We start from the raw sequence: 22,811 nt of genomic DNA, 5'->3' as shown, positions 1-22,811 counted from the left end.
GTACCGCCGGGCGAGCGACGCGGGGCAGGTCAGCGGCGGCCCGCGGCCGCCAGCTGGTCGAGCATCGCCGTCACCGCCGGGACCTGGGCCAGGTCCGGGAGGGTGAGGGCCACGATCTCGCGCTGCACGACCGGCTCCAGCAGGATCGTGCGCGCGCCCTTGGGCCGTACCGAGGACAGCGCCAGCTCCGGGAGCGCGGCGACGCCCAGCCCGGCGCCGACCAGGCCGATCACGGCCGGATAGTCGTCGGTGGCGAAGTCGATGCGCGGCGTGAAACCGGCGTTCTCGCACACCGAGACCAGGTGCCGGCGGCAGCGCGGGCAGCCCGCGATCCACGGCTCCTCGGCCAGCTCGGCGAAGCCGGCCCGGCCGACGCCGGCGAACCGGTGCCGCTCGGGCACGAGTCCCACCAGCCGGTCCGTGAGCACCCGGCGGACCACCAGGTCGTCCCACTCGGACTCGGCGGCCGGGTCGGCGCCCGGCACTTCGGGGTAGCGGAAGGCCAGCGCGATCTCGCAGTCCCCGCCGCGCAGCATCTCGATGGAGCGCGGCGGCTCCGCCTCGTCCAGCGACACCGCCGTACCGGGGTGCGCGGACCGCATCGCGGCCAGCGCGGTCGGCACCAGCGTGGAGCTGCCCGAGGGGAAGGACACCAGCCGCACCCGCCCGGCCCGCAGCCCGGCGATCGCGGCGACCTCCTCCTCGGCGGCGGTGAGCCCGGCGAGGATGCCGGCGGCGTGCCGTACGAGGGCCTCGCCCGCCTCCGTGAGACGCATTTCACGGCCGGTGCGGACGATCAGCGGCGTGCCGGCCGACTGTTCCAGCGCCTTTATCTGCTGGGAGACGGCGGGCTGGGTGCAGCCGAGCTCCCGTGCGGCGGCGGAGAAGGAGCCGGTCCGCGCGACGGCGCGCAGCACACGGAGATGACGGGCCTCGATCATTCCTCAAGCATAAGCACTACTTGGGGCGCAGTCGGAATATTCGGTCACCGCTTTGGAGCGGCCGAAGCCCGCAGGAGGCAGGCATTCCGGGCGGACCTTTCGTCGTGAAACCGACCATCAATGGACCGAATGGCATCGGTGCCCGGCACTGAGGTCCCTTGCCGCACACCGCACCTGACGACTCGCGGCCCGGGCGGGCGGGACCGCTCCGGGCGGATAGCGTTCTCTTATGACGACTGCATTGGTCACGGGAGCGACGGCGGGCATCGGAGCGGCGTTCGCGCGCCGGCTGGCGGCCGACGGGCACAACCTGGTGCTGGTTGCCCGTAACGAAGAGAAGCTGCGCGATCACGCGGCCGAACTGCACGACCGGCACGGCGTCGAGGTCGGGGTGCTGGTCGCCGACCTGGCGACGGAGGAGGGCATCACGGCCGTCGAGGAACGGCTGGACGACCGCAAGCACCCGGTGGACCTGCTCGTGAACAACGCGGGCTTCGGCAACAAGGGCGAGTTCCTCGAAGTCCCCATGGCCGACGAGCTGACGATGCTGAAGGTGCACTGCGAGGCGGTGCTGCGGCTGACGTCGGCGGCGGTGAAGGGGATGCGCGAGCGGCGGCGCGGCGGGGTGGTGAACGTCGCCTCGGTCGCGGCCTTCGTACCGCGCGGGACCTACGGCGCGAGCAAGGCGTGGGTCGTGCAGTTCACCCAGGGCGCGGCGCGCGACCTGGCGGGGAGCGGGGTGCGGCTGATGGCGCTGTGCCCCGGCTTCGTCCGTACCGAGTTCCACGAGCGCGCGGGCATGGGCACGGACAACATCCCCGGCTGGATGTGGCTGGGCGCCGACAACCTGGTCGACGCCGCGATGAAGGACCTGGCCAGGGGCCGTTCGCTGTCCATCCCCGACCCCCGGTACAAGGCGCTGATGGGCGTGGTGAAGCTCGCCCCGCGCAACCTGCTGGGCGGCGTCACGTCCCGCACGGGCCGCAAGTACGGGCCGCAGTAGGGAAGCGAAAACGCGACGGGCCCGGCACCCCTTCAGGGATGCCGGGCCCGTTCGTACCGCAACCACCGCTTGAGTTACCCCCGCGGCGAGTAACCAGGTCCGCGAGAGCGGCGGCGGTTCAGCCGCAGAATCAGTGCGCGTGGCCGTGGCCGTGGCCACCGGCCTCGGGCTCCTCCTCGGCCGGCTTCTCGACGACCAGGGTCTCGGTCGTGAGCAGCAGGGAGGCGATGGAGGCGGCGTTCTCCAGGGCGGAGCGGGTGACCTTGACCGGGTCGATGACGCCGGCCTTCACCAGGTCGCCGTACTCGCCGGTGGCGGCGTTGAAGCCGTTGCCCTTGTCGAGCTCGGCCACCTTGGAGGTGATGACGTAGCCCTCGAGACCGGCGTTCTCGGCGATCCAGCGCAGCGGCTCGACGGCGGCGCGGCGGACGACGGCGACACCGGTGGCCTCGTCGCCCTCCTTGCCGAGGTTGCCCTCCAGCACCTTCACGGCGTGGACCAGAGCGGAGCCACCACCGGAGACGATGCCCTCCTCGACCGCGGCGCGGGTCGCGGAGATGGCGTCCTCCAGACGGTGCTTCTTCTCCTTGAGCTCGACCTCGGTGGCCGCACCCACGCGGATGACGCAGACGCCACCGGCGAGCTTGGCGAGGCGCTCCTGGAGCTTCTCGCGGTCCCAGTCCGAGTCGGTGGACTCGATCTCGGCCTTGATCTGGTTGACGCGGCCCGCGACGTCCTCGGAGTTGCCGCCACCGTCGACGATGGTGGTGTCGTCCTTGGTCACGGTCACGCGGCGGGCGGTGCCCAGCACGTCCAGACCGGCCTGGTCGAGCTTGAGGCCGACCTCCTCGGCGATGACGGTCGCACCGGTGAGGGTGGCCATGTCGCCGAGCATCGCCTTGCGGCGGTCACCGAAGCCGGGGGCCTTCACGGCGACGGCGTTGAAGGTGCCACGGATCTTGTTCACGACCAGGGTCGACAGGGCCTCGCCCTCGACGTCCTCGGCGATGATCAGCAGCGGCTTGGAGGAGCCGGCCTGGATGACCTTCTCCAGCAGCGGCAGCAGGTCCTGGATCGAACCGATCTTGCCCTGGTGGATCAGGATGTACGGGTCCTCGAGGACGGCCTCCATCCGCTCCTGGTCGGTGACCATGTACGGGGAGAGGTAGCCCTTGTCGAAGGCCATGCCCTCGGTGAAGTCCAGCTCCAGGCCGAAGGTGTTGGACTCCTCGACGGTGATGACACCGTCCTTGCCGACCTTGTCCATCGCCTCGGCGATGAGCTCGCCGACCTGCTTGTCCTGGGCGGACAGGCCGGCGACGGCGGCGATGTCGGACTTCTCGTCGATCGGGCGGGCCGTCGAGAGCAGGTCGTCGGACACGGCCTTGACGGCGGCGTCGATGCCCTTCTTCAGGGCGGCGGGGGAGGCACCGGCGGCGACGTTGCGCAGACCCTCGCGGACCAGCGCCTGGGCCAGGACGGTGGCGGTGGTGGTGCCGTCACCGGCGATGTCGTTGGTCTTGGTCGCCACCTCCTTCACCAGCTGGGCGCCGAGGTTCTCGTACGGGTCGTCGACCTCGACCTCGCGGGCGATGGTGACACCGTCGTTGGTGATGGTCGGGGCGCCGAACTTCTTGTCGATGACGACGTTGCGGCCCTTGGGGCCGATCGTCACCTTGACCGTGTCGGCAAGCTTGTTGACGCCGCGCTCGAGGGCGCGACGGGCGTCCTCGTCGAACTTCAGAATCTTCGCCATGAGTTACGTGTCCTTAGTCGTACTCTCAACGAACTGCGCCCCTGCCCCGGGTGGTGAGACGCGGGAACCAGGGGCGCAGGTCAGAAAAGCTGGGTGCAGTACCGGTGTCCGAGGTGAGCCCGGACGCCGCGACTACTTCTCGACGATCGCGAGAACGTCGCGGGCGGAGAGGACGAGGTACTCCTCGCCGTTGTACTTCACCTCGGTGCCGCCGTACTTGCTGTAGAGCACGACGTCGCCGACGGAAACGTCGAGCGGAAGACGGTTGCCGTCCTCGAAGCGGCCCGGGCCCACGGCCAGGACGACGCCCTCCTGGGGCTTCTCCTTGGCAGTGTCCGGAATGACCAGGCCCGAAGCCGTGGTCTGCTCGGCGTCGAGCGGCTGGACCACAATGCGGTCCTCGAGCGGCTTGATGGCAACCTTGGAGCTGGCGGTCGTCACGATCCGACCTCCCCCTTCGGAGATCTCACGGGGTTAACTGTCTGAGGTGGCGACCAGGTCGATCCGTCGTCGCGGGTGCCGGACCTGCCCGTCGCGCGTAGCTTTCGCTCGCTTCCCGGGCGTGCGCCCGGTCGGCTCGCTGTTTGGCACTCTCCAACGGGGAGTGCCAGCGCCGAGACTATGACGCGGTTAGCACTCGGTCAAGCGGAGTGCCAACGTGGCTCGGCGGGAGTTCCGTGGCCTGCCCGGACGGCGGTCTCGTGACCTGCCCCAGAATGGGCCGGGTGAACCCTCTCGACGCCTTCCACGCGCTGCTCAGTGACGAGGGCCGGACCCTGCTGGCCGGCCTCCGCGACCACGACCCCGCCCAGGAGCTCGCCACCGCCACCAGGCTGCGCCGCGAGCACCCCGCCGAGCTGGTCTCCGCGGCGCTCGGCCAGGCCCGGCTGCGGCAGCGCGCGGTCGCGAAGTTCGGCGCCGAGGACGCGTACCGGATGTTCTTCACCCCGAACGGCGTCGAGCAGTCCACCCGCCGCACCGTGGCCGTGCACCGCGCGGCACGCCTGTCCGCGCTCGGCGTACGGTCCGTCGCCGACCTGTGCTGCGGCATCGGCGGCGACGCGCTCGCGTACGCGCGGGCCGGCATCTCCGTACTGGCCGTCGACCGCGACCCGCTGACCGCGGAGGTGGCGCGGGCGAACGCCGAAGCACTGGGTCTCGCGGACCTGATCGAGGTGCGCTGCGCGGACGTCACGGAGATCGACACGAGCCCGTACGACGCGGTCTTCGTGGACCCGGCGCGGCGCGGCGGCCGCGGCCGGGTATTCGACCCCGAGGCGTACTCCCCGCCGCTCTCCTGGGCCATCGAGGCGGCCCGCAAGGCCCCGCGCGCCGCGCTGAAGATCGCGCCCGGCATCCCGCACGAGGCGATCCCCGAGGACGCGGCGGCGGAGTGGATCTCGGACGGCGGCGACGTGAAGGAAGCCGTCCTCTGGTTCGGCACCGAGCCCGGCTCCGTACGCGCCACCCTGCTGCCCTCGGGCGCCTCGCTCAGCACCACGGCGCCGCTCCCCGACCCGCCCGTGCGCCCCGTGGGCCGCTATCTCTACGAGCCGGACGGCGCCGTCATCCGCGCCCACCTGGTCGCAGAGGCCGCCGCCGAGCTGGACGGCGGGCTGATCGACGAGACCATCGCGTACGTCACCGCCGACGAGCTGCGCCCCACCCCGTACGCCGCCGCCTACGAGATCACCGACGAGCTGCCGTTCAACCTGAAGAAACTCAAGTCGCTCCTTCGTGAACGCGAGATCGGCGTGCTGACGGTCAAGAAGCGCGGCTCCGCCGTCGAGCCGGAGGAGATCCGCCGCAAGGTGAGGCTCCGCGGCCCGAACGCGGCCACGGTCCTGCTCACCCGCGTCGCGGGCGCCCCGACCATGCTCGTCGGGCAGCCCGCGCCGCGGCCGGCCGGCGGCTGATCACGAGTACAGGTTGTCCTTGCTGACCTCGTGCACGTGGTCGTGGCCGTGACCGTGCCCGTGGTGGGAGTGCGGGACGCCGTGCCGGTGCTGGTGGCCCGGGGCCGGGACGTGCGGCTCGGTGACCGGCAGGGAGGAGTCGGCGGACAGCTCCCAGGCGGAGTGCGGCCGGTTCCGCGCGACCATCTCGGCGCCGAGGGCCGCGACCATCGCGCCGTTGTCCGTGCACAGCTTCGGGCGCGGCACGCGCAGCGTGATGCCCGCGTCCTCGCAGCGCCGCTCGGCCATCGCGCGCAGCCGCGAGTTGGCCGCCACGCCGCCGCCGATCATCAGGTGCTCCACGCCGTGGTCCTTGCAGGCCCGTACGGCCTTCCGCGTCAGCACGTCCACGACGGCCTCCTGGAACGACGCCGAGACGTCGGCCACCGGGACCTCCTCGCCGGCCGCGCGCTTGGCCTCGATCCAGCGGGCCACGGCGGTCTTCAGGCCGGAGAAGGAGAAGTCGTACTTCGGGTCCCGCGAACCGGTCAGGCCGCGCGGGAACGCGATCGCCTCCGGGTCGCCCTCGCGCGCCATGCGGTCGATGACCGGGCCGCCGGGGAAGCCGAGGTTCAGCACCCGCGCGACCTTGTCGAACGCCTCGCCCGCCGCGTCGTCGATCGTCGAGCCGAGCGGCCGCACGTCGGAGGTGATGTCCGGCGCGAGCAGCAGCGAGGAGTGGCCGCCGGAGACCAGCAGCGCCATCGTCGGCTCGGGCAGCGCACCGTGTTCGAGCTGGTCGACGCAGATGTGCGAGGCGAGGTGGTTGACGCCGTACAGCGGCTTGCCGAGGGCGTACGCGTACGCCTTGGCCGCCGAGGTGCCCACGAGCAGCGCTCCGGCCAGGCCCGGCCCGGCCGTGACCGCGATGCCGTCCAGGTCGGAGGCGGCCACGCCGGCGTCCTTCAGGGCGCGCTGGATGGTGGGGACCATCGCCTCCAGGTGGGCGCGCGAGGCGACCTCGGGGACGACGCCGCCGTAGCGGGCGTGCTCGTCGACGCTGGAGGCGATCGCGTCGGCCAGCAGGGTGTGCCCGCGGACGATGCCGACACCGGTTTCGTCGCAGGAGGTCTCGATGCCGAGGACGAGCGGTTCGTCAGCCATTGATCGGTGTTCCTTGTACGAGGGATTCGGAGGTGTAGCGCATGACCAGGGCGTCGACGTTGCCCGGCTGGTAGTAGCCGCGGCGGAAGCCGATGGGCTCGAAGCCGAAGCGTTCGTACAGCCGCTGGGCGCGGAGGTTGTCGACGCGCACTTCGAGCAGCACTTCGTGGCACTCGAAGGCGGTGGCGGCGGTGAGCAGGTCGGTGAGGAGCCTGGCGCCCAGCCCGGAGCCCCACTGGTCGCGGGCCGTGGCGATGGTCTGGACGTCGCCGGTGCCGTCGACGGCGGCGAGCCCGCCGTAGCCGACGAGCCGGCCGTCCCGCTCGGCGACGGTGTAGTGGCGGTTCGCGCCGCGCCCGCGGGAGTGCGCCAGCTCGGACCAGAACATCCCCCGGGACCAGGCGTCCTCGGGGAACAGCTCCTCCTCCAGCGCCAGCACCGGCTCGATGTCCCACCAGCGCATCTCGCGCAGCACGGCGGCGGGCGCGGTGGCGGCGGACTGGTCGGCGTGGGCGGTCACTTGGGGGTGACCACCTTGTAGTTGGCCGGGACCTGCGCGTCCGGCCGGCGCAGGTACAGCGGCTGCGGGGGCAGCAGCGTCTCGCCACGGGCCAGCTTCTCGGCGGCGAGCGCGCCGAGGGCCGCCGCCGACTGGTGCTCGGGCCCGTCGGCGCGCAGGCCGTCGAAGGTGCCGTCGTACAGCACCGCGCCGGCGCCCACCGCCGGCACCCCGGCGACCTGCTCGGCGATGTCGGCCGGGCGGTCGACGGCGGGCTCGGTGGTCCGCGTACGGAAGTCGTCGTACCGGGCCCAGTAGACCTCCTTGCGGCGCGCGTCCGTCGCCACGACGAAGGGCTCCTCGATCCCGGAGGCGTACGCGATGCCGTCCAGCGAGCACAGGCCGTGCACGGGCACGTCCAGGGCCGCGCCGAAGGTGGCGGCGGTGACCAGGCCGACGCGCAGCCCGGTGTACGGGCCGGGGCCGACGCCCACGACGATGTCGGTGACCGCGTCGAGCTTCACGCCGGCCTCGGCGAGCACCCGGTCGACGGCGGGCAGCAGCAGTTCGCCGTGGCGGCGGGCGTCCACCTCGCGCGCCTCGGCGAGCACGCGGGGAGCGGCCGGGCCGCCGCCGGTGTCGGGGGCGCAGCTGAGCAGCGCGGCGGAGACGGCGGGGGTTGCGGTGTCAAGGGCAAGCAGCAGCACGCCCTCAAGACTACGGCGCGGCGGACGCCGCCCTGCCGGGTGCTGCGCTCGCCGGTACGCTGCGTGCTGGGACTCCGGCACGCCGTGTGCCGGCCTTCGGACCTCGGACACGTACGGATCCGTACGGAAAGGTGGCACGGCGGTGGCCGCTAGGAGCAGCTCGATCGTGACGGCTCTCACCGTGGTGGCACTGGCCGCGGTCGGTTTCCTGGGCTTCCAGGCCTCGGCCGACGCCTCCGCCCCCCTGAAGCCGGTGCGCTCGGCCAAGGGCGGCTCGGCCTCGCCGGCGCCGTCGGGCGACCACAAGCCCAAGGAGTCGGCGGAGGAGAAGGAGAAGCGCGAGACCGCGGTGCCGGCGCACTCCGGTTCGGGCAAGCGCGTGGTGTACGCGCTGGACGACCGACGGGTGTGGCTGATCGGCCCGAAGGAGCAGGTCCTGCGCACGTACGAGGTCGTACCGAGCAAGGTCAGCCCGGCGCCCGGGGCGTACTCGGTGACCACGCGCTCGGCGAGCGTGACCGGTTCCGACGGAATCCCGATCGAGAACGTCGTACGGTTCGCGACGGTCGACAACGTGGTGGTCGGCTTCAGCGCGGCGGTCGACGGCTCGATGCCGCAGCCGGACGCCCAGCAGAAGAAGACGGGCGGCGTCCGCGAAAAGCGCGCCGACGGCACGGCCATGTGGAAGTTCGCCACGATCGGCACGAAGGTCGTCGTCGTTTCGTAGCCTTCGCGGCTTCGCGGCTGCCGAGGGCGCCATGCGCCCGCTGTCCCGAGGCTGCCCGGGGCCGGTCGGAACGCGACCGGTGCCGCTCGGCGGGTGACCGCACCCGCCCGGCGATGCTCGGCGGGTGACCGTATCCGGTCGCCTCTCGCACCCCGAAGCGCGGCCCCGCATCCCCCCACCCGGGGGTTACCCAAGGGGGGGTGGCGCATGCGGGGCGGCGGAGGGTGCCCGGGAGGCGTTGGTGCACCCGTACGGCGCAGCGGGGCGGCGCGGGCTGATGAATCACCCGTACGGGCTACGAGGTGCCGTGGCGGCGAGTGGACGGTCTTTCCGCGCGGCCGGAGCGGACACCACTGCCGCGCCGGGCGCCTGCGCGGCGTCGCAGGTCGGCGCCGCGCCCGGTGTGCACGCGGCGTCGCGGTCGTCGCGCCGGGCCTGCGTGACGGCGCGGTCGGGGCGCGGCGTGCCTACGCCGCGTCGCGGTCGCTGTTCGGCAGGTGGGGGGCCTCTGGGGCGGGCTCGGGGCGGGTTTCGGCGGTGGCCGGGGCCTCGGGGGCTTCCGGGGGCGTGGAGACCGCGCTGGCGGCCGCACAGGACGCCAGGAGTTCGTTCATCGTCGGCCGGGGGCCGTCCTCGCGCCGGAACGGAGACGGTTCGCTGTCGTCGCGGCGGGCCGCCGCGGCGAGGGACTGGTGGGCCGACATGGATGCCTCCCGGGGCTCCTGGGGCGAGCGGGCATAGTTAGGTAGACCTAACCGGCTCTCTCCCTCCATGTGACCACGCCCGGTACCGCCGACGCAACATCTTGCCGACGGCTTGTCGGAAACTACGGAGCACTACGGAGCCCCTCGCCCCGGAAACGACGGCCCGCGAGGGGCCGCGACCGCGCCCTGTTCAGCGCTCCTGGAGCACGCTTCGCTCCTGGAGCACGCTGCTCAGAGTTCCTGGAGCACGCTCAGGTCGCTGCCCGCCCAGCGCTCGCCGACGCCGGTGACCGTCACCTCGCGGACGTCGTCCTCGTCCTCCGCCACGGCCGCCGCGGCGCCCACCGTGCGCGCGATCGTGACGTGCAGCCGGTCCTCGGACAGCTCCTCGACCTTGCCCTCGCCCCACTCCACGACGACCACGGACTCCGGCAGCGAGACATCCAGGTCCAGGTCCTCCATCTCGTCCAGGCCGCCACCGAGCCGGTAGGCGTCGACATGCACCAGGGGCGGGCCCACATGCAGCGAGGGGTGCACCCGGGCGATGACGAACGTCGGCGAGGTGACGGCGCCGCGTACGCCCAGGCCCTCACCCAGGCCCCGGGTCAGCGTCGTCTTGCCCGCGCCGAGCTCCCCGCTCAGCAGCACCAGATCGCCCGGCCGCAGCAGGCCGGCGAGCCGGCGGCCCAACTCCTGCATCCGGTCCGGAGACTTGACGGTTACCTGCGTGATGGCGTCGGTGGTGCTCATGCCGCCGATGGTACGAGGCCGGGCGGACACCGCGCGCCACGGCGGCGGCCGCCCACTCCCCGGACCGGGCGGCGGCCCCCTCCCCCGGCCGGGCGTCAGGCCCGGGCCGGCCGCCGGGCGCGGGATTCCGACACCGCGCGGGCGACCAGGGCCGTCAGGCGGTCGTTGACCAGATCGGGGTGTTCCAGCATGACCAGGTGGCCGGCGTCCGGTACGCAGACCAGCTCCGCCGCCGGGAGCAGATCGCCGATCGCTCGGCTGTGCTCGGGCGGCGTGATCAGGTCACCGTCGCCGGCCAGTACGAGCGCCGGTACGCCGTCGTAGGCCGCCAGCGCCGCCGTCTTGTCGTGCACGGCGAACGCCGGGAAGAACTCCGCCACCACATCGATCGGCGTCGCCTCGATCAGCCGCTCGGCGAAGCGCGCGACGCCCGGGTCGACGTCCTTGGGCGAGCCGAAGGAGTACCGCTTCACCAGCCCGGCGAAGAGGTCGGCCGTGGCCCGCCGGCCCTTCTCGACCAGCTCGCTCTGCGCGCCCAGCGCCTTCAGCACCCCGGGCGCGAAGCGGTGGAACGCCTTCACGCCCAGCGACGGCAGCCCGAAGGCGACCTCGCTCAGCCGCCCGGCCGACGTGCCGATCAGGCCGACGCCCACCACGCGCTCGGCGACGTACTCCGGGTACTGGTCGGCCAGCGCCATCACCGTCATGCCGCCCATCGAGTGCCCGATCAGCACGATCGGGCCCTCCGGCACGGCGGCGTCCAGCACCGCCTTCAGGTCCCGGCCCAGCATGTCGATGGTGACCGGTTCGGTGCCCTCGATCTGGGCGTGCCCGCGGGAGGAGCGGCCGTGGCTGCGCTGGTCCCAGTGGACCGTACGGACGTTGCCGCGCAGCGCGGCGCGCTGGAAATGCCAGGCGTCCTGGCTGAGGCAGTAGCCGTGGCTGAAGACGACGGTGGGGGCCGCGGAGCGTCGCCCCAGGGCCCCCAGCAGGCGCCTGCGGCGGGCCTTCTGCGCCTCGCCGTCCGGGCGCTCGTCCGGCTCGTCGGTCTCGTAGTACAGCTCGGTGCCGTCCTCGGCGTACGCCCTGCCCGGCGTGCCGCGCAGGGTGCCGTACGGGCCCGCCGAGTCCAGTGCCGTCCGCGCCTTGCGGCGCACGCCCCGGCCGACCGTCAGCCGCTCCAGCGCCACCCCCGCCGCTGCGCCGGCCGCGACCACGCCGATCGCGGCGCCGGCGATGCCCGCGTGCCGGCCGGCGCGGGCCCAGCCGCCCGCGGCCTCGGCTGCGGCCCCGGCCACGCCCGGGACGCCGTGCGTGCTCTCGCTCATGTCCCGTCCCCCGTTCCGTCGTCCTCCGGGACATTCCCTTGCTCGGGGACATAGACGCGTGGCACCCGGCTTCCGATGCGGGTGACGATCTCGTAGCCGATGGTTCCGATGGCCTGTGCCCAGTCCTCGGCGGTCGGCTCGCCGCGGTCCCCCGGCCCGAAGAGCACCGCCTCGTCCCCCGCGGCGGCGGTGTCCCCGCCGAGGTCGACGACGAACTGGTCCATCGCGACCCGGCCGGCGATCGTCCGCCGCTTGCCGGCGATCAGCACCGGGCCGGTGCCGGAGGCGTGCCGCGGAATGCCGTCGGCGTAGCCCAGCGGGACCAGTGCGAGCGTGGTGTCCCCGGGGGTCGTGTAGTGGTGGCCGTACGAGACGCCGTGGCCGCCCGGTACGTGCTTGACCGATGCCAGGGAGGCGGACAGCGTCATCACGGGGCGCAGCCCGAAGTCGGCGGGCGTGCCGACCTCCGGGCTCGGCGAGACGCCGTAGACGCCGATCCCGGCGCGGACGAGGTCGAAGTGCGCGTCGGGGCGGGTGAGCAGGCCCGGGGTGTTGCAGATGTGCCGGACCTCGGGCCGCAGGCCGGCCGCCTCCGCGGTGGCGAGCGCGTCACGGAAGGCGGCGAGCTGAGCGTCGACGGAGGGGTGGCCGGGCTCGTCGGCGCAGGCGAAGTGCGACCAGACGCCGGTGACCCGGATGAGGCCCTCGGCCTCGGCGGCGCGGGCGGCCTCGGTCAGCTCCGCCCAGTCGGCGGGCGGGCAGCCGTTGCGGCCGAGGCCGGTGTCGATCTTCAGCTGGACGCGGGCCGGGCGGCCGGCGGCGTGCGCCGCGTGGCGCACCTCGTGCAGCGCCCACAGCCCGCTCACCGAGACGTCGATGTCGAGCAGCACGGCCTTGCGCCACGGGCCGCCGGGCGTCCACAGCCACGCCATGAGGCGGCCGGTGTCGCCCGCCTCGCGCAGCGCGAAGGCCTCCTCGGGGAGTGCCGTGCCCAGCCACTCGGCGCCGGCCTCGCGGGCCGCGGCGGCGCACCGCACCGCGCCGTGCCCGTACCCGTCGGACTTGACCACGGCCATCAGCTGCGCACGCGGAGCGCGCGCCTTCAGGGCACGCACGTTCGACCTCAGTGCGTCGAGGTCGATGGTGGCGCGGGCGCGCAGTGCTCTCTCGTTCATCGTCATCAGTGTCTCAGGTGCGGCGGGCGGAGCCCTTCCGACCGCCGCGATGAGGTGCTTTCGAGCGCCTGATGCCGGGTCACTCGGCCGGTTTGCGGCCCCAGACGAAGACGTCGTCGCCCTTCCTGAGGATGTTCCACAGCTTGGCCGCGTGCGGCCTCCGCATGTTCACACAGCCGTACGAGCCGGGCGGGCTGTAGATGTTGCCGGAGATCCCGTGGAAGGCCTGGCCGCCGTCGAAGAACTGGGAGTGCGGCATCGGCGAGTTGTAGATCGTCGAGTGGTGGTGGCGGTTGCGCAGGTAGACCTTGTGCTTGCCGGGACGGGTGGGGTAGCCGGCCCGTCCGCTGCGGATCGCCACCGGGCCGAAGATCACCTTGTCGTGGTTCTGCACCCACATGATCTGGCGCGGCAGGTCGACGCAGGCCACCCGCGGCGCCCAGTGCTCGCCCTTCTTGCGCATCCGGGGCACCGGACAGCGGCCCTCCTTGTTCGGGTCCGCCTTGGCCTCCAGGAGCCGGATGGTGCCCCAGGTGGCCGGGCCGGCGAAGCCGTTGGCCGGGCTGATGTTCTCCTTCTTCTGCAGGGCGCTGATGGCCTTGCAGTCCGCCGGCGACTGCTTGCCGTCCACCTTCAGCTTCAGATACCGCTCCACCTGCTTCTGGAAGGGACCGGTGGCGGTGGTGCAGGCGGGCGCCGCCGGCTCGGCCTTGGCGCTCTCCGGGGCGCGCAGGACCTCGGTACGCGGCACGTACTCCACGACCGGGGCGTTCTCGGCGCGGGAGTCGGCCTCCTGCGCGCCGGGCTTGCCGGCCGACGGCTTCCCGGGCTTCCCCGGCTTGCCGGTGTGCTTGCCGGGCTTGCCGCTCTGCTTCCCGGGCTTGCCCGTGTGCGCACCGGGCTTCTTTCCCGGCTTCTTCCCGGGCTTCTTCCCGTGGGCCGACGGCTTCGACTCGTACGTCTGGTCGGGCGTGTCCTTCGGCTGCGCGGAGTTGGGGACGCCGGGGACCAGCTCGGACACGGTGTAGACGTGCGGCTTCTGCGGCCCGGGGTCGGCGGTGGCCCCGGGGGCGACCACGAGACCCAGCAGGGTGGCCGTGCCCGTGGCACCGGCCAGCAGGGTGGAGAAGTATCGGTTCATACGATCAGGTGTGCCGTGGCGGGGGCTCCGCGCCCCGCGGAGGGACGCAGGTTCGCCCTGGCGAGCGGGATTTTCGGCCGGGCGGAGGTGCCGGGCGAGCGGGCCGCGCCGCAGGCGCCGACGGTACGGGCCTGGCGCGCCGGGCCGGGCGGGCGTGGCCGCCGCCCGCCGGGTGAGACTGGGGGCATGCGGACTGCTTACAGCGTGGCGAAGGTGCGGGCGGCGGAGCGGGACCTGATGGCGCGGCTGCCGGACGGCGCCCTGATGCAGCGGGCGGCCGCGGGCCTGGCGGTGGCCTGCGCGGACCTCCTGGGGCGGGTGTACGGATCGCGGGTGGTGCTGCTGGTGGGCAGCGGCGACAACGGCGGCGACGCGCTGTACGCGGGCGCCCGGCTGGCCCGCCGGGGCGCCGGGGTGCGCGCGGTGCTGCTGTCCCCGGAGCGGGCGCACCAGGGCGGTCTGGCGGCCCTCCGGGCGGCGGGCGGCCGGGTGTCGGCCGATCCGCGTGCCGACATCGGCCGTGCGGACCTGGTCGTGGACGGCATCGTGGGCATCGGCGGCAAGGGCGGGCTGCGGCCCGCGGCGGCGGAACTGGCCGACGCGGCGCGCTCCGCGACCGTCCTGGCGGTGGACCTGCCGAGCGGGGTGGACGCGGACACCGGCGAGGTCGGCGGGGCCGCGGTACGGGCGGACGCGACGGTGACGTTCGGCGCGTACAAGCCGGGGCTGCTGATCGACCCGGCGCGCGAGTACGTGGGCGCGCTGCGGCTGGTGGACATCGGCCTGGAGCTGCCGGAGCCGGACGTCGAGGCGCTCCAGCACGCGGACGTGGCGGCGCTGCTGCCCGTCCCGTCGGCGGACAGCGACAAGTACCGGCGCGGCGTCGTCGGCGTCGTGGCGGGCTCCGCACGCTATCCGGGCGCCGCGGTGCTCTCGGTGTCGGGCGCGCTGCGCGGCGGCGCGGGCGCGGTCCGGTACGTGGGTCCCGGCGCCGACGCGGTGATCGCGGCGCACCCGGAGACGCTGGTGCACGCGGGCCCGCCGTCGAAGGCGGGGCGGGTACAGGCGTGGGTGACCGGGCCGGGCCTGGGCGACAACGAGGAGGCCATGGCGGACGTGCTGGCGTCCGACGTGCCGGTGCTGGTCGACGCGGACGGGCTGCGCTACCTGGACCCGGCGCGGCTGCGGGCCCGTACGGCGCCGACGCTGCTCACCCCGCACGCGGGCGAGGCGGCCGCGCTGCTCGGCACGGCGCGCGAGGAGGTGGAGTCGGCACGGCTGCACTCGGCACGCGAGCTGGCCGGCAGGTACGGCGCGACGGTGCTGCTCAAGGGCTCCTCGACGCTGATCGCCGGTCCCGACGGCGGCCCCGTCCGCGTCAACCCGACCGGTACCGGCTGGCTGGCCACGGCGGGCAGCGGCGACGTGCTGTCCGGGATGGCCGGTTCACTGCTGGCCACGGGCCTCGCGCCGCTGGAGGCGGCGTCGGTGGGCGCTTACCTGCATGGCCTGGCGGCCCGGCACGTAGCGGAAAAGGCCGTGCCGCTGACCGCCTGCGACGTGGCGGCGGCTCTGCCGGAGGCATGGCTGTCGGTGACCGACTAGGCGCACCCATCAGGGGCGCGGGGCGTGTCGACATGCGGCTCCGCCGCGCGGGCGCGCCCGGCCGGAACGGCGCCGCACGGGGCCACCGAGACGCCGCCCTACGGCGCGTTTCGGGACCCGCCGACCTGGACGGTCACCCCTCCGCGATCACCACCGCCGACGCCACCCCCGCGTCATGGCTGAGCGAGACGTGCCAGGACTGCACCCCGCGCTCCGCCGCTGCGGCGGCCACCGTGCCCCGCACCCGCAGGCGCGGCTGCCCGCTGTCCTCGACGTACACCTCCGCGTCCGTCCAGTGCAGCCCGCGCGGCGCGCCCAGCGCCTTGGCCAGCGCCTCCTTAGCGGCGAACCGGGCCGCGAGGGAGGCGGTGCCGCGCGGCTCGCCGCCGGGCAGGTACCGCTCGCTGTCGACGAAGAGCCGGTCCAGCATCTGGGGCGTGCGCTCCAGCGCGGCGGCGAACCGGTCGATCTCGGCGACGTCGATGCCGACCCCGATGATCATTCGACGGTCACCGACTTGGCGAGGTTGCGCGGCTGGTCGACCTCGTTGCCGCGGGCCGTGGCCAGCTCGCAGGCGAAGACCTGGAGCGGCACGGTGGCCACGAGCGGCTGGAGCAGGGTCGGCGTCACCGGGATGCGGACGAGGTGGTCGGCGTACGGCACGACCGTCTCGTCGCCCTCCTCGGCGATGACGATGGTGCGGGCGCCGCGGGCCCGGATCTCCTGGATGTTGGAGACGATCTTGTCGTGCAGGACGGAGCGGCCGCGCGGCGACGGCACGATCACCACCACCGGCAGGTCCTCCTCGATCAGCGCGATCGGCCCGTGCTTCAGCTCGCCCGCCGCGAACCCCTCGGCGTGCATGTACGCCAGCTCCTTGAGCTTCAGCGCGCCCTCCAGGGCGACCGGGTGGCCCACGTGGCGGCCGAGGAAGAGGACGGTGTTCTTGTCCGCGAGGCCGCGGGCCAGTTCCCGTACCGGCTCCATCGTGCCCAGCACCTCATCCACCTGGGTGCCGATCTCGGCCAGCTCCTTGACCACGGCTCGGATCTCGTCGCCCCACTTCGTGCCCCGCACCTGGCCCAGGTAGAGCGCGACCAGGTAGCAGGCGACGAGCTGGGTGAGGAACGCCTTCGTGGAGGCGACGGCCACCTCGGGCCCGGCGTGCGTGTAGAGCACGGCGTCGGACTCGCGCGGGATGGTCGAGCCGTTGGTGTTGCAGATGGCGAGGACCTTGGCGCCCTGCTCGCGGGCGTGCCGCAGCGCCATGAGGGTGTCCATGGTCTCGCCGGACTGGGAGATCGCGACGACCAGCGTGCGGTGGTCCAGGATCGGGTCGCGGTAGCGGAACTCGCTCGCCAGCTCCACCTCGCACGGGATGCGCGTCCAGTGCTCGATGGCGTACTTGGCGATCAGCCCCGCGTGGAAGGCCGTGCCGCACGCCACGATCACGACCTTCTGCGCCTCCCGCAGCACCCCGTCCGGGATGCGCACCTCGTCCAGCGACAGCCGCCCGTCCGTGCCGATCCGCCCCAGGAGGGTGTCCGCGACGGCCTTGGGCTGCTCGGCGATCTCCTTGAGCATGAAGTAGTCGTAGCCGCCCTTCTCGGCGGCCGAGGCGTCCCAGTCGACGTGGTACGGGCGCACCTCGGCCGGGCGGCCGTCGAAGTCGGTCACCTGGACGCCGTCCCGGCGGACCTCGACGACCTGGTCCTGGCCCAGTTCGACGGCCTCGCGGGTGTGCGCGATGAAGGCGGCCACGTCGGAGGCGAGGAACGCCTCGTCCTCGCCGAGGCCGACGACCAGCGGGGAGTTCCGGCGGGCGCCGACCACCACGTCCGGCGCGTCGGCGTGCACGGCCACGAGGGTGAACGCGCCCTCCAGCCGGCGGCAGACCTGCCGCATCGCCTCGGCGAGGTCTCCGCACGAGGAGAAGGCCTCGGCCAGCAGGTGGGCGGTCACCTCGGTGTCCGTCTCGGAGGCCAGTTCGTGGCCGCGGTCGGTCAGTTCGGCGCGCAGCGCGGCGAAGTTCTCGATGATGCCGTTGTGCACCACCGAGACCCGTCCGGCGTTGTCCAGGTGAGGGTGGGCGTTGGCGTCGGTGGGCCCGCCGTGCGTGGCCCACCGGGTGTGCCCGATGCCCGTGTTGCCGGCCGGCAGCGGGCGCACGGCCAGTTCCTTGTCCAGGTTGGCGAGTTTGCCGGCCTTCTTCGCCGCCGCCAGGCCGCCGTCGGCGAGCACCGCGACGCCCGCCGAGTCGTAGCCGCGGTACTCCAGCCGCTTCAGTCCGGCCAGTACGACGTCAAGGGCCGACTGGCCGCCCACGTATCCCACGATTCCGCACATGGAGGCAGCCTACGGCGCGCGCAGATCATTGCCCCGGTGCCGTACGGGTCACCGGCCGGGGGCCGTCCGGGTCATTGCCCTTCCTCGATCCGGTCGATGGCCTCCTGGACCAGTTCGAGGAATTCCACCTCTTCGCAGCGCGGCTTGCTGCCCATCTCGTACAGGACCAGGCAGTCCGCCAGCTCCTCCCCCAGGTCCTCGTCGGGCAGTTCGGCGGCCAGTTCGCTGTGCACCAGGCCGGCGTGGCCGCCGCCCTGCGCCGGCACTCTCACCTCTTCGGCACCGGTTCTCTTCTGCCGTTGCCGTACGTAATCGAGCAGGCGTGTCACTGTGCCCACCCCCCATTTCTCGCGACGCAGTGATTGACGCGTTCCCCCGCGACGGACGGTACCGGGGATTACCTGATTGGTATAGACATGCGGTATTCCGCCACCCCCCGGGATGAGCCGCGGCGGGTGGCTGCGGACAATGGGCGACGTGCCCATGACGACAGAGCAGCCGCAGCAACGACGCCGCGCCGACGCCACGCCGTACGTCGACATGACCCGCGCGGAGTGGAGTGCCCTGCGCGAGAAGACCCCGCTCCCGCTGAGCGCCGAGGAGGTCGAGCGGCTGCGCGGCCTGGGCGACGTCATCGACCTGGACGAGGTGCGCGACGTCTACCTGCCGCTCTCCCGGCTGCTGAACCTCTACTTCGGGGCCACCAGCAGCCTCCGCGGCGCCCTGAACACCTTCCTCGGGGACCGGGAGGGGCACGGCGCCCAGGAGGGCACGCCGTTCGTGATCGGCGTCGCCGGCAGCGTCGCGGTCGGCAAGTCCACCACGGCCCGCCTGCTCCAGGCACTGCTGGCCCGCTGGCCCGACCACCCGCGGGTGGAGCTGGTGACCACCGACGGCTTCCTGCTGCCCAACGCCGAGTTGCACCGGCGCGGCCTGATGTCCCGGAAGGGCTTCCCCGAGTCCTACGACCGGCGCGCCCTGACCCGCTTCGTGGCCGACGTGAAGTCCGGCAAGGCCGAGGTCACCGCGCCGGTCTACTCCCACCTCATCTATGACATCGTCCCCGGCGAGCGGCTGACCGTGCACCGCCCGGACATCCTCATCGTCGAGGGCCTGAACGTCCTCCAGCCCGCGCTGCCCGGCAAGGACGGCCGCACCCGGCTCGGGCTCGCCGACTTCTTCGACTTCTCGGTGTACGTGGACGCCCGTACCGAGGACATCGAGCAGTGGTACCTGGGACGGTTCCGCAAGCTGCGCGAGACCGCCTTCCAGAACCCCTTCTCCTACTTCCGCAAGTACGCGCAGGTCTCGGAGGAGGAGGCGCTGGACTACGCCCGGCTCAACTGGCGCACCATCAACAGGCCGAACCTGGAGCAGAATGTGGCCCCGACCCGCGGGCGCGCGAACCTCGTGCTCCGCAAGGGTCCTGACCACAAGGTGCAGCGGCTCTCGCTGCGCAAACTCTGACGTCCCCGAGGAATGCCACCGTGCTGCACCTGCGCCTGATCGTCCCGGCCGACCGTACGGAGGAGGTGACCGGCCTGCTCCGGCGCACGGTCGGCACCACCCACCTGGTGGTGCTCGCGGGTGCCGCACTGGACCCGGCCGGTGATGTGATCACCTGCGACGTCGCCCGGGAGGCCGGGGACGAGCTGCTGCGCGGACTGCGCGAGCGCGGCATCGACGACTGCGGATCGATCGCCGTCGAGGACATCGACCTGTCGCTCTCCAGAAGCGCCGTCCGGGCCGAGGAGGACGCGCCGGGCGAGGGCGCGGACGCCGTCCTGTGGGAACAGCTCGGCGAGGCCACCCACGAGGAGTCCACGCTCACCGTCACCTACGTCGCCTTCCTGACGCTGGCGACGATGCTCGCGGCCTGCGGTGTGGTGCTGGACAACGCGCTGCTCATCGTGGGCGCGATGGCCGTCGGGCCCGAGTTCGGGCCGCTCGCCGGGATCTGTACGGCACTGGTGCAGCGTGCCCCCCGCCTCGCCTGGCGGTCACTGGTCGCGCTGCTCGTCGGCTTCGCGGTGGCGATGCTCCTGACCGTCGGCTTCAGCTACCTGATGGACGGGATGGACCTCTTCAGCGCGCATCAGCTCGAGGCCGACCGTCCCAACACGTCCTTCATCTGGCAGCCCGACCCGCTGTCGTTCGTGGTGGCGTTCCTGGCCGGCATCGCCGGCACGCTCTCGCTGACCTCGGCGAAGTCCGGCGCGCTGGTCGGCGTCGCGATCTCGGTCACGACCGTCCCCGCCGCAGCAAACGCCGCGGTGGCCTTCCTCTACGGCGACTACGGCCAGACCTGGGGTTCCAGCCAGCAGCTGCTGCTGAACCTCGCCGGCATCGTCGTCGCCGGCACGCTGACGCTGGTGGCCCAGAAGTACTTCTGGGCCGGGCAGCGCCGGCGTGCCGTCCGGAAGGCCTGAGGCCCGGACCGACGGCGGGGTCAGCCCAGCGCCGACTTCACCACGTCGGCCAGCCGCCCCGCCACCGCGCGCGCCTGCTCCAGGTCGGCCGCCTCGACCATGACCCGGACCAGCGGCTCCGTACCGGAGGAACGCAGCAGCACCCGGCCGGTCGCGCCCAGCTCCCGCTCCGCGTCGGTGACCGCGGCCGACAGCTCGGCGGAGGTCGTCACCCGGGACTTGTCCACGTCCGGCACGTTGATCAGGACCTGCGGCAGCCGCTCCATCACGCCCGCCAGCTCGGTCAGCGAGCGGCCGGTCGCGGCGACCCGCGCCGCCAGCATCAGGCCGGTCAGCGTGCCGTCACCGGTCGTGGCGTGGTCCAGCACGATGACGTGCCCGGACTGCTCGCCGCCCAGCGCGAAGCCCTGGGCCTTCATCTCCTCCAGGACGTACCGGTCGCCGACCGCGGTGCGCACCAGCTCGATGCCCTCGCGCTCCAGCGCCAGCTTGAAGCCCAGGTTGGACATGACGGTGGCGACCACGGTGTTCTGCCGCAGCGTGCCGGCGTCCCGCATGCCCAGCGCGAGCACGGCGAGGATCTGGTCGCCGTCGACCTCGTTGCCCTCGTGGTCCACGGCCAGGCAGCGGTCCGCGTCGCCGTCGTGCGCGACGCCCAGGTCGGCACCGTGCTCGACGACCGCTGCCCGCAGCTTGTCCAGGTGGGTGGAGCCGCAGCCGTCGTTGATGTTCAGGCCGTCGGGGTCGGTGCCGATCGTGATGACGTCGGCGCCGGCCCGCGCGAACGCCTCCGGGGAGACCCGCGCCGCGGCGCCGTGCGCCCCGTCGATGACGACCTTCAGCCCGTCCAGGCGGTTCGGCAACACGCCGACCAGGTGCGCGACGTAGTTGTCGAAGCCCTCGGCGTAGTCCTTGACCCGGCCCACGCCCGCGCCGGTCGGCCGGTCCCACGGCTCACCGGAGGCGTGCCCGCGGTACATGCTCTCGATCCGGTCCTCCAGCTCGTCGGCGAGCTTGTGCCCGCCGCGCGCGAAGAACTTGATGCCGTTGTCGGGCATCGGGTTGTGGCTGGCGGAGAGCATCACGCCCAGGTCCGCGCCGAGCGCGCCGGTGAGGTACGCCACCGCCGGGGTCGGCAGCACGCCCACCCGCAGCACGTCAACGCCCGCGCTGGCCAGCCCCGCCACCACGGCGGACTCCAGGAACTCCCCCGACGCCCGCGGATCGCGCCCGACCACGGCCACCGGCCGGTGATCTTCAAAGGTGCCCTCCCGCCCGTCACCCGACCGCCGCCCCGGCTGGACAGGGCTTCGCCCCGGCTCCTCCATCAGCACATGCGCCGCAGCGACCGACAGCCCGAGCGCCAGCTCCGCCGTCAGGTCCGCATTGGCGACACCGCGTACCCCGTCCGTGCCGAAGAGTCGTCCCACTGGTGTCCTCCGAGTCATTTCGCTTGGACCAGACCGTTATGACCGTTCTGTACAGGTATACGCCTATCTGGTCCCGGATAGCCGAACGCCCCGGCGGCACGAGAAGTGCCACCGGGGCGTTCCAAGCAGCTGCGCGTCGCAGCAAGCGGCAATTAGCGCTTGCTGTACTGCGGCGCCTTGCGGGCCTTCTTGAGACCGGCCTTCTTGCGCTCGACCGCACGGTCGTCGCGGCTCAGGAAGCCGGCCTTCTTCAGCGGGCCACGGTTGTTCTCGACGTCCGCCTCGTTCAGCGCACGGGCCACGCCCAGGCGCAGCGCGCCGGCCTGGCCGGAGATGCCGCCGCCGGAGATGCGGGCGACAACGTCGTAACGGTTGTCCAGCTCGAGCACCTTGAAGGGCTCGTTGACTTCCTGCTGGTGCACCTTGTTCGGGAAGTAGCCCTCGAGGGTGCGGCCGTTGATCTTCCACTGGCCGGTGCCCGGGATGATCCGGACGCGGGCAATGGCGTTCTTGCGGCGGCCCAGGCCGGCGGCCGGCTGCGGGTCACCGAAGCGGGAGGCGAGCGACTCGGAGGTGTACTCACCCTCCAGCGGCGCCTCGGTCTCGGTGGTGTACTCCTCGACCTCGAGCGGGGTCTCGGCGGTGGTCTCAGCCACGATGCTCCTCAGATTCTCTTCGTCTTAGGGGTGTGGCCGGACTTACTGCGCGACCTGGGTGATCTCGAACGGGACCGGCTGCTGAGCAGCGTGCGGGTGCTCGGCGCCCGCGTAGACCTTCAGCTTCGAGAGCATCTGACGGCCCAGGGTGTTCTTGGGGAGCATGCCCTTGATGGCCTTCTCGACAGCCTTCTCGGGGTTCTTGTCGAGCAGCTCGTCGTAACGGACGGAGCGCAGACCACCCGGGAAGCCGGAGTGGCGGTAGGCCATCTTCTGCTCGCGCTTGTTGCCGGACAGGTGCACCTTGTCGGCGTTGATGATGACGACGAAGTCACCGGTGTCGACGTGAGGGGCGTAGACCGGCTTGTGCTTGCCCCGCAGGAGGGACGCGGCCTGAGATGCCAGACGGCCCAGGACAACGTCCTGCGCGTCAATGATGTGCCACTGGCGCTGGACATCGCCGGGCTTGGGGCTGAACGTACGCACGTTTTAGCCTTCGCTTCTAAGTGATTGGGACCTGTACTGGGCCACTTCGAACGACGATCCGGGAGTGGC

Annotated in this window: 23 protein-coding genes; 6 read left to right on the top strand and 17 right to left on the bottom strand. The window is 72.7% G+C overall.

What is annotated here, in order from left to right:
* Positions 1–29: 29 nt before the first annotated feature.
* Entirely contained in the window at positions 30–941 is a 912-nt protein-coding gene (locus ACZ6WH_RS26000; RefSeq protein WP_432855931.1) for a LysR family transcriptional regulator, read from the bottom strand.
* A 229-nt stretch (positions 942–1,170) separates the two neighbouring features.
* Between ACZ6WH_RS26000 and ACZ6WH_RS25995 the strand changes: the two genes are divergently transcribed.
* A complete protein-coding gene (locus tag ACZ6WH_RS25995; protein ID WP_469731039.1) occupies positions 1,171–1,944 on the top strand; it encodes an SDR family NAD(P)-dependent oxidoreductase in 774 nt (257 codons plus the stop codon).
* Between the two features lie 130 nt (positions 1,945–2,074).
* Here the strand turns inward: ACZ6WH_RS25995 and groL are convergent, their stop codons facing one another.
* Positions 2,075–3,700 (bottom strand): chaperonin GroEL, encoded by a 1,626-nt coding sequence (groL, locus tag ACZ6WH_RS25990; RefSeq protein ID WP_432855938.1) that lies wholly within the window; start codon positions 3,698–3,700, stop codon positions 2,075–2,077.
* Positions 3,701–3,832: 132 nt separating this feature from the next.
* A complete protein-coding gene (groES, locus tag ACZ6WH_RS25985; protein WP_019329594.1) occupies positions 3,833–4,141 on the bottom strand; it encodes a co-chaperone GroES in 309 nt (102 codons plus the stop codon).
* Positions 4,142–4,416: 275 nt separating this feature from the next.
* Here groES and ACZ6WH_RS25980 point away from each other — a divergent pair, with 275 nt between their 5' ends.
* Positions 4,417–5,616 carry a THUMP-like domain-containing protein gene (locus tag ACZ6WH_RS25980; protein ID WP_469731382.1) on the top strand — a complete coding sequence of 400 codons (1,200 nt, stop codon included), beginning with the start codon at positions 4,417–4,419 and terminating at the stop codon, positions 5,614–5,616.
* Here ACZ6WH_RS25980 and tsaD read toward each other — a convergent pair whose 3' ends face one another.
* The 3 genes from tsaD to tsaB are packed head-to-tail and all read right to left on the bottom strand — an operon-like array spanning position 5,617 to position 7,965.
* Positions 5,617–6,759 carry a tRNA (adenosine(37)-N6)-threonylcarbamoyltransferase complex transferase subunit TsaD gene (gene tsaD / locus ACZ6WH_RS25975; protein WP_432855941.1) on the bottom strand — a complete coding sequence of 381 codons (1,143 nt, stop codon included), beginning with the start codon at positions 6,757–6,759 and terminating at the stop codon, positions 5,617–5,619.
* Positions 6,752–7,222, bottom strand: coding sequence for a ribosomal protein S18-alanine N-acetyltransferase (gene rimI / locus ACZ6WH_RS25970; protein WP_469731380.1), 471 nt, complete (start codon positions 7,220–7,222; stop codon positions 6,752–6,754). The genes tsaD and rimI overlap by 8 nt, the downstream gene beginning before the upstream one ends.
* 53 nt (positions 7,223–7,275) lie before the next feature.
* Entirely contained in the window at positions 7,276–7,965 is a 690-nt protein-coding gene (gene tsaB / locus ACZ6WH_RS25965; protein ID WP_469731037.1) for a tRNA (adenosine(37)-N6)-threonylcarbamoyltransferase complex dimerization subunit type 1 TsaB, read from the bottom strand.
* Positions 7,966–8,107: 142 nt separating this feature from the next.
* On the opposite strand from tsaB, the gene ACZ6WH_RS25960 reads away from it, so the two are divergent.
* Positions 8,108–8,692 (top strand): hypothetical protein, encoded by a 585-nt coding sequence (locus tag ACZ6WH_RS25960; RefSeq protein WP_469731035.1) that lies wholly within the window; start codon positions 8,108–8,110, stop codon positions 8,690–8,692.
* 467 nt (positions 8,693–9,159) lie between these two features.
* Here the strand turns inward: ACZ6WH_RS25960 and ACZ6WH_RS25955 are convergent, their stop codons facing one another.
* The 5 genes from ACZ6WH_RS25955 to ACZ6WH_RS25935 form a co-directional block, all read right to left on the bottom strand.
* On the bottom strand, positions 9,160–9,396 hold the full coding sequence (locus ACZ6WH_RS25955) for a hypothetical protein (RefSeq protein WP_432855947.1): 237 nt from the start codon (positions 9,394–9,396) through the stop codon (positions 9,160–9,162).
* Between the two features lie 231 nt (positions 9,397–9,627).
* Positions 9,628–10,146 carry a tRNA (adenosine(37)-N6)-threonylcarbamoyltransferase complex ATPase subunit type 1 TsaE gene (gene tsaE, locus ACZ6WH_RS25950; protein ID WP_361558299.1) on the bottom strand — a complete coding sequence of 173 codons (519 nt, stop codon included), beginning with the start codon at positions 10,144–10,146 and terminating at the stop codon, positions 9,628–9,630.
* Positions 10,147–10,241: 95 nt separating this feature from the next.
* Positions 10,242–11,474, bottom strand: coding sequence for an alpha/beta fold hydrolase (locus ACZ6WH_RS25945; protein WP_469731032.1), 1,233 nt, complete (start codon positions 11,472–11,474; stop codon positions 10,242–10,244).
* Complete coding sequence (alr, locus tag ACZ6WH_RS25940) at positions 11,471–12,649, bottom strand: alanine racemase (RefSeq protein ID WP_432855953.1); 1,179 nt, start codon at positions 12,647–12,649, stop codon at positions 11,471–11,473. The genes ACZ6WH_RS25945 and alr overlap by 4 nt, the downstream gene beginning before the upstream one ends.
* Before the next feature lie 79 nt (positions 12,650–12,728).
* Positions 12,729–13,790 (bottom strand): L,D-transpeptidase family protein, encoded by a 1,062-nt coding sequence (locus ACZ6WH_RS25935; RefSeq protein ID WP_469731030.1) that lies wholly within the window; start codon positions 13,788–13,790, stop codon positions 12,729–12,731.
* A gap of 186 nt (positions 13,791–13,976) precedes the next feature.
* Between ACZ6WH_RS25935 and ACZ6WH_RS25930 the strand changes: the two genes are divergently transcribed.
* On the top strand, positions 13,977–15,395 hold the full coding sequence (locus ACZ6WH_RS25930; protein ID WP_469731028.1) for an NAD(P)H-hydrate dehydratase: 1,419 nt from the start codon (positions 13,977–13,979) through the stop codon (positions 15,393–15,395).
* A gap of 133 nt (positions 15,396–15,528) precedes the next feature.
* Here ACZ6WH_RS25930 and ACZ6WH_RS25925 read toward each other — a convergent pair whose 3' ends face one another.
* The 3 genes from ACZ6WH_RS25925 to ACZ6WH_RS25915 form a co-directional block, all read right to left on the bottom strand.
* Positions 15,529–15,897, bottom strand: a complete 369-nt coding sequence (locus ACZ6WH_RS25925) for a holo-ACP synthase (protein WP_432855961.1) — start codon at positions 15,895–15,897, stop codon at positions 15,529–15,531.
* The gene (glmS, locus tag ACZ6WH_RS25920; protein ID WP_469731026.1) at positions 15,894–17,741 is read right to left on the bottom strand and encodes a glutamine--fructose-6-phosphate transaminase (isomerizing); all 1,848 of its coding nucleotides are present in this window, start codon (positions 17,739–17,741) and stop codon (positions 15,894–15,896) included. Before glmS ends, ACZ6WH_RS25925 begins: the two co-directional genes overlap by 4 nt.
* Before the next feature lie 71 nt (positions 17,742–17,812).
* Positions 17,813–18,079 carry a hypothetical protein gene (locus ACZ6WH_RS25915; protein WP_469731024.1) on the bottom strand — a complete coding sequence of 89 codons (267 nt, stop codon included), beginning with the start codon at positions 18,077–18,079 and terminating at the stop codon, positions 17,813–17,815.
* Between the two features lie 139 nt (positions 18,080–18,218).
* Here ACZ6WH_RS25915 and coaA point away from each other — a divergent pair, with 139 nt between their 5' ends.
* Both coaA and ACZ6WH_RS25905 read left to right on the top strand, forming a co-directional pair.
* On the top strand, positions 18,219–19,208 hold the full coding sequence (gene coaA, locus ACZ6WH_RS25910; protein ID WP_469731022.1) for a type I pantothenate kinase: 990 nt from the start codon (positions 18,219–18,221) through the stop codon (positions 19,206–19,208).
* Between the two features lie 20 nt (positions 19,209–19,228).
* The gene (locus ACZ6WH_RS25905) at positions 19,229–20,170 is read left to right on the top strand and encodes a DUF389 domain-containing protein (RefSeq protein ID WP_469731021.1); all 942 of its coding nucleotides are present in this window, start codon (positions 19,229–19,231) and stop codon (positions 20,168–20,170) included.
* A gap of 20 nt (positions 20,171–20,190) precedes the next feature.
* On the opposite strand, the gene glmM is transcribed toward ACZ6WH_RS25905, so the two are convergent.
* The 3 genes from glmM to rplM form a co-directional block, all read right to left on the bottom strand.
* Positions 20,191–21,600 carry a phosphoglucosamine mutase gene (gene glmM / locus ACZ6WH_RS25900; protein ID WP_469731019.1) on the bottom strand — a complete coding sequence of 470 codons (1,410 nt, stop codon included), beginning with the start codon at positions 21,598–21,600 and terminating at the stop codon, positions 20,191–20,193.
* Between the two features lie 152 nt (positions 21,601–21,752).
* Positions 21,753–22,256 (bottom strand): 30S ribosomal protein S9, encoded by a 504-nt coding sequence (rpsI, locus tag ACZ6WH_RS25895; protein WP_361558269.1) that lies wholly within the window; start codon positions 22,254–22,256, stop codon positions 21,753–21,755.
* Between the two features lie 42 nt (positions 22,257–22,298).
* Complete coding sequence (rplM, locus tag ACZ6WH_RS25890) at positions 22,299–22,742, bottom strand: 50S ribosomal protein L13 (protein WP_346092403.1); 444 nt, start codon at positions 22,740–22,742, stop codon at positions 22,299–22,301.
* Positions 22,743–22,811 lie beyond the last annotated feature (69 nt).

Source organism: Streptomyces sp. NPDC050806 (assembly GCF_055586425.1).
The sequence above is the reverse complement of the archived record's forward strand: the minus strand, read 5'-3'. Positions and strand labels throughout refer to the sequence as shown.

Coding starts and splice junctions, on each gene's coding strand:
- ACZ6WH_RS26000 (WP_432855931.1), bottom strand. CDS start 941: ATGATCGAGGCCCGTCATCTCCGTGTGCTGCGCGCCGTCGCGCGGACC.
- ACZ6WH_RS25995 (WP_469731039.1), top strand. CDS start 1,171: ATGACGACTGCATTGGTCACGGGAGCGACGGCGGGCATCGGAGCGGCG.
- groL (WP_432855938.1), bottom strand. CDS start 3,700: ATGGCGAAGATTCTGAAGTTCGACGAGGACGCCCGTCGCGCCCTCGAG.
- ACZ6WH_RS25980 (WP_469731382.1), top strand. CDS start 4,417: ATGGGCCGGGTGAACCCTCTCGACGCCTTCCACGCGCTGCTCAGTGAC.
- tsaD (WP_432855941.1), bottom strand. CDS start 6,759: ATGGCTGACGAACCGCTCGTCCTCGGCATCGAGACCTCCTGCGACGAA.
- rimI (WP_469731380.1), bottom strand. CDS start 7,222: ATGCGCTGGTGGGACATCGAGCCGGTGCTGGCGCTGGAGGAGGAGCTG.
- ACZ6WH_RS25955 (WP_432855947.1), bottom strand. CDS start 9,396: ATGTCGGCCCACCAGTCCCTCGCCGCGGCGGCCCGCCGCGACGACAGC.
- tsaE (WP_361558299.1), bottom strand. CDS start 10,146: ATGAGCACCACCGACGCCATCACGCAGGTAACCGTCAAGTCTCCGGAC.
- ACZ6WH_RS25945 (WP_469731032.1), bottom strand. CDS start 11,474: ATGAGCGAGAGCACGCACGGCGTCCCGGGCGTGGCCGGGGCCGCAGCC.
- alr (WP_432855953.1), bottom strand. CDS start 12,649: ATGAACGAGAGAGCACTGCGCGCCCGCGCCACCATCGACCTCGACGCA.
- ACZ6WH_RS25935 (WP_469731030.1), bottom strand. CDS start 13,790: ATGAACCGATACTTCTCCACCCTGCTGGCCGGTGCCACGGGCACGGCC.
- ACZ6WH_RS25930 (WP_469731028.1), top strand. CDS start 13,977: ATGCGGACTGCTTACAGCGTGGCGAAGGTGCGGGCGGCGGAGCGGGAC.
- ACZ6WH_RS25925 (WP_432855961.1), bottom strand. CDS start 15,897: ATGATCATCGGGGTCGGCATCGACGTCGCCGAGATCGACCGGTTCGCC.
- glmS (WP_469731026.1), bottom strand. CDS start 17,741: ATGTGCGGAATCGTGGGATACGTGGGCGGCCAGTCGGCCCTTGACGTC.